General features: G+C 34.8%; 4 protein-coding genes. All 4 read right to left on the bottom strand.

What is annotated here, in order from left to right:
- Positions 1 to 167 (bottom strand): FoF1 ATP synthase subunit delta/epsilon (locus tag ACIQZC_RS08995; RefSeq protein ID WP_396138894.1); only part of this gene is annotated, 167 nt, incomplete at its 3' end.
- Positions 168 to 259: 92 nt separating this feature from the next.
- Positions 260 to 1,771 carry a F0F1 ATP synthase subunit beta gene (gene atpD / locus ACIQZC_RS08990; RefSeq protein ID WP_396138893.1) on the bottom strand — a complete coding sequence of 504 codons (1,512 nt, stop codon included), beginning with the start codon at positions 1,769 to 1,771 and terminating at the stop codon, positions 260 to 262.
- A 150-nt stretch (positions 1,772 to 1,921) separates the two neighbouring features.
- Positions 1,922 to 3,769 (bottom strand): glutamine--fructose-6-phosphate transaminase (isomerizing), encoded by a 1,848-nt coding sequence (gene glmS, locus ACIQZC_RS08985; protein ID WP_396138892.1) that lies wholly within the window; start codon positions 3,767 to 3,769, stop codon positions 1,922 to 1,924.
- A 3-nt stretch (positions 3,770 to 3,772) separates the two neighbouring features.
- Positions 3,773 to 4,932: DUF4270 family protein (locus tag ACIQZC_RS08980; RefSeq protein WP_396138891.1), on the bottom strand; the 1,160-nt coding region annotated here is incomplete at its 5' end.

The raw sequence follows: 4,932 nt of genomic DNA, 5'->3' as shown, positions 1-4,932 counted from the left end.
ATTGAAATATTTTGAGCGTTAATTTTCACATTCCCTTTTCCTAATAAAGAAACAATAGGTGCGTGATTATTTAGCATTTGAAACTCACCGTTAATACCAGGAACAGATACCGAAGTAACTTCTCCTTTGAATAATGTAGCTTCTGGTGATACTATTTCTAAAATCATAATTTAAGTTTAAAATTCCAAATTTTAAAATTCCAAATTCCAAAATGGTATTTGTGATTTTATTTTTTGAAGTTTATCAAGCTTCGCTTGATTTATGCTTCTGCTAACATTTTTTGTCCAGCTTCAATAGCTTCTTCAATGGTACCTTTAAGGTTAAATGCTGCTTCTGGTAAGTGATCTAACTCACCGTCAATAATCATATTAAATCCTTTGATGGTATCTTTGATATCAACCAAAACTCCAGGAATACCAGTAAATTGTTCTGCTACGTGGAATGGTTGAGACAAGAAACGTTGAACACGACGTGCACGAGATACTGATAATTTATCCTCTTCAGATAACTCTTCCATACCTAAGATGGCGATGATATCTTGTAATTGTTTGTATTTTTGAAGAATCTCTTTTACTCTTTGAGCACAGTCATAATGTTCTGCACCTAAGATTTCTGGAGTTAAGATACGAGAAGTAGAATCTAATGGATCTACCGCTGGATAAATACCTAACTCAGCAATTTTACGAGACAATACTGTTGTTGCATCTAAGTGAGCAAACGTTGTTGCTGGTGCAGGGTCAGTTAAGTCATCCGCAGGTACATAAACCGCTTGAACTGAAGTAATAGATCCTTTTTTAGTTGAAGTAATACGCTCTTGCATTGCACCCATTTCAGTTGCTAATGTAGGTTGGTACCCTACCGCAGAAGGCATACGACCTAATAAAGCCGATACTTCAGAACCTGCTTGTGTAAAACGGAAGATATTATCCACGAAGAATAATACATCTTTCCCTTGGTCAGAACCAGCTCCATCACGGAAATATTCTGCGATAGATAATCCTGAAAGTGCTACACGAGCACGAGCTCCAGGTGGCTCATTCATTTGTCCGAAAACGAAAGTAGCTTTAGAGTCTCTCATTCCTGGCATATCAACTTTAGATAAATCCCATCCTCCATTTTCCATAGAGTGCATGAAATCGTCACCATATTTTATAATTCCAGACTCAAGCATCTCACGAAGTAAGTCATTTCCTTCACGTGTTCTTTCTCCTACTCCTGCGAATACAGAAAGTCCACCGTGACCTTTTGCAATATTGTTAATCAACTCCTGAATTAATACTGTTTTACCTACTCCAGCACCACCAAATAATCCAATTTTTCCTCCTTTTGCGTAAGGTTCAATAAGGTCAATTACTTTAATCCCTGTAAATAAAACTTCAGAAGAAGTAGATAAGTCTTCAAATTTAGGCGCTGGTCTGTGAATAGACAAACCATTATCACCTGCTTTAGGTAGATTTCCTAAACCATCAATTGCATCACCAATTACATTAAATAAACGACCAAAAACGTCTGCTCCAATTGGCATTTGAATTGGCGCACCAGTAGCAACTACTTCTACACCTCTTGCTAAACCATCTGTAGAGTCCATAGAAATGGTACGCACAGTGTTTTCACCAATGTGAGATTGAACTTCTAGTACTAATAAAGTACCGTCTTTTTTAGTGATTTCTAATGAATCGTAAATTTTAGGTAATTCAGAATTTGAGTCATTAAAAACGACGTCAACAACTGGTCCAATAATTTGTGCAACTTTTCCTGTGATTCTAGACATTGCTTATGTATTTATTTGATAGCTAATTAATGTTGGGAATTGATGTATTTTTCCGAGTGCAAAGATAGTTTTTTTTGAAACAATTTTGCAATATATTTTTTGAATTTTTTATAGAAAAAAGCGAAATTTTTCAATTTCGCTTTTAAAATACTATTCTACTGTTACCGATTTTGCCAAATTTCTGGGTTGGTCCACATTACAACCTCTCAAAACAGCAATGTGATAGGACAAAAGCTGTAACGGAATTGTCGTTAACAAAGGAGTAAAGGGCTCGTTTGTTTCTGGAATTTCAATAACGTGGTCTGCCAAGGCTTTTACTTGTGTGTCGCCTTTGGTAACTATAGCAATTATTTTTCCACTTCTCGATTTTATTTCTTGAATATTACTTACTACTTTATCATAATGTCCTTTGTTTGGTGCAATTACAATAACTGGCATGTGTTCATCTATTAAAGCGATAGGGCCGTGTTTCATCTCTGCAGCCGGATAACCCTCTGCGTGTATGTACGAAATTTCTTTTAATTTCAATGCTCCTTCTAAAGCTACTGGAAAATTATATCCTCTACCTAAGTATAAACAATTGGTTGCGTCTTTATAAATTTCGGCAATTTGTTTGGCAACGTCATTTGTTAATAACGCTTCTTGTACTTTTTCTGGCATTAATTCTAATTCCAACAAATAGCGTTGGTAATCTGAATTACTCATTGTTCCTTTTGCTTTAGCCAAACGTAATGCTAACAAGGTAAGAATAGTAATTTGAGTAGTGAACGCTTTTGTAGAAGCAACTCCGATTTCTGGACCTGCATGAGTGTAAGCTCCCGCATGTGTTTCGCGAGAAATTGAAGATCCTACTACATTACAGACTCCAAATACAAATGCACCGTTTTCTTTAGCTAATTTAATTGCTGCTAACGTATCTGCTGTTTCACCCGATTGTGAAATTGCTATTACAACATCATCTTTGTTAATTATAGGATTTCTGTATCTAAATTCGGACGCATATTCTACCTCAACAGGAATTCTTGAGAATTCTTCTATAATGTATTCCGCCACTAATCCTGCATGCCATGAAGTTCCACAAGCTACAATAAGGATTCGTTTTGCATTTAAAAATTTTTCTAAATTATCTTCAACGCCTGACATTTGGATAATTCCATTGTTTGCCAAAAGTCTTCCTCTGTAAGTGTCTTTGATTACGCTTGGTTGTTCATAGATTTCTTTCAGCATGAAATGATCATAGCCGCCTTTTTCAATTTGTTCCAAGTTTAACTGAAGCTCTTGAATATATGGATCAACCAATGAATCGTCTTTGATTTTTCTAACTTTTAATGGTTTGTGTAAACGCACAATCGCCATTTCTTCATCTTCTAAATAAATAGCATTTGAAGTATATTCTATAAAAGGAGTTGCATCAGATGCAATAAAAAATTCGTCTTCTCCTATTCCTATTGCTAACGGACTTCCTAATCGGGCAACAATAATTTCGTCAGGTTTTTCAACATCAATTACCGCAATAGCATAAGCACCAACAACTTGATTTAATGCTACTTGAACCGCTTTTCCTAATTTGCAATTTTCTTTTTTCTTAACCTCCTCAATTAAATTTACTAATACTTCCGTATCGGTATCCGATTTGAAAGTATAACCTCTTTTAATTAATTCTTGTTTTAATGGCTCATAATTTTCAATGATTCCATTGTGGATGATGACTAATTTTCCTGAATTTGAAAAATGTGGATGAGAGTTAACATCGTTTGGAACTCCGTGAGTTGCCCAACGTGTATGCCCCATTCCTACTTTACCAAAAAGAGTTTGTTCTTTTTCGGCCTTTGCTTCAAGGTCTGAAACTTTTCCTTTGGTTTTTGAAAGTTTAAGCTCTTTACCGTCATATAATACTATTCCGGCACTATCATATCCTCTATATTCTAATCGATGTAATCCTTTAATAATAATTGGATAGGCATCTCTATGACCTATATAAGCTACAATTCCACACATATATTATTGGTTAGGTTTAGTAAAATATATTTCTAATTTTAATTTTTTTGCAACGTTTGGATCTCCGGCTGGTATATTGGTTCCATACAAGACCGTGCCTAAAGGACTCATAACTGAAGAAACAGGGATAAATGGAACATTAGTAGTTCCTATAATGATTGGACTGGCTGGATTAATGTATGCATTTGCTGGCGTATTAATATCCTCAATCACAGCAACACCCAGTCGTACATTATCGTCATAATCGGTATTTTTGTTTTTGATTAATTGACGAATGTATTCTGTTAATCTAACTTTATATTTAATTCCTTTTTTATTTCCATTAACGTCGGTGACCGTTTCTCTTTCAATTATTCCTCCAAACGAACTTTTATTCTTTTTAAAATTTGAACCGGAAGAATTATCGGCATAGTAATCTAAAATTGGTTCATGATTTGTAGCATCAAAAATGTAGATTCGTTCTGCTTCATTTTGTTTTGAATCAGACATAGCTGCTTTGTCAACATAGAAAACCAAATTTGCCTCATTAATCAGCCATTGATTTAATTTCATGTTGATTCTTAACTCATCTAACTCATCAGGAACGCCATTCCCATTTGGGTCAGAAACAAGAACATCATCTACTACCTTTTTCACATCTGGACCAAACACATCAATAAAAGCCACTGAACCATTTCCGCCTTTTAAATAAAGTTTACTATCACCATTCACTATATCTGAACTAGTTAATGACGAATTATATGCTGCGGTTCTAGTATGCTCAATAAAATTAATAGAATTTGCTTTTTTATTAGTCGTTGATTTATAACCCATTTGTAGACTCAACGTTCTTCTTATTTTTGCAGGGTTTGGAACTTCAGTTGTAGGCGCTAAAGTAGCTGCTTTAAAAATAATTTTAAATTCAGCAGTTGAAAAATCCAGCATGGCTAGAGCACCTTGATCAGGAGAAATTGCTTCCACCTCAAACAATAATCCTCTAAAGTATTCTTTGAAAGCATTGTTATTAAATAAAGCCCCAGAAGTCGCTGCGTTTAAAATTTTTTGTTGGAAAAAACTATTCTTTAAATCCAACCACATTCCAGGCAACTTACGTTCTTTAATAACTCGCAATGTAAGATCGTTTTGATCGGCTAATACAGTTCCTGTGGCATTAACATATGCTC

This window comes from Flavobacterium sp., assembly GCF_044338735.1.
GTDB lineage: Bacteria > Bacteroidota > Bacteroidia > Flavobacteriales > Flavobacteriaceae > Flavobacterium.
The sequence above is the reverse complement of the archived record's forward strand: the minus strand, read 5'-3'. Positions and strand labels throughout refer to the sequence as shown.

Bases quoted from the DNA above. Each gene is read 5' to 3' on its own strand.
- glmS (WP_396138892.1), bottom strand. From the start codon at position 3,769: ATGTGTGGAATTGTAGCTTATATAGGTCATAGAGATGCCTATCCAATT.
- atpD (WP_396138893.1), bottom strand. From the start codon at position 1,771: ATGTCTAGAATCACAGGAAAAGTTGCACAAATTATTGGACCAGTTGTT.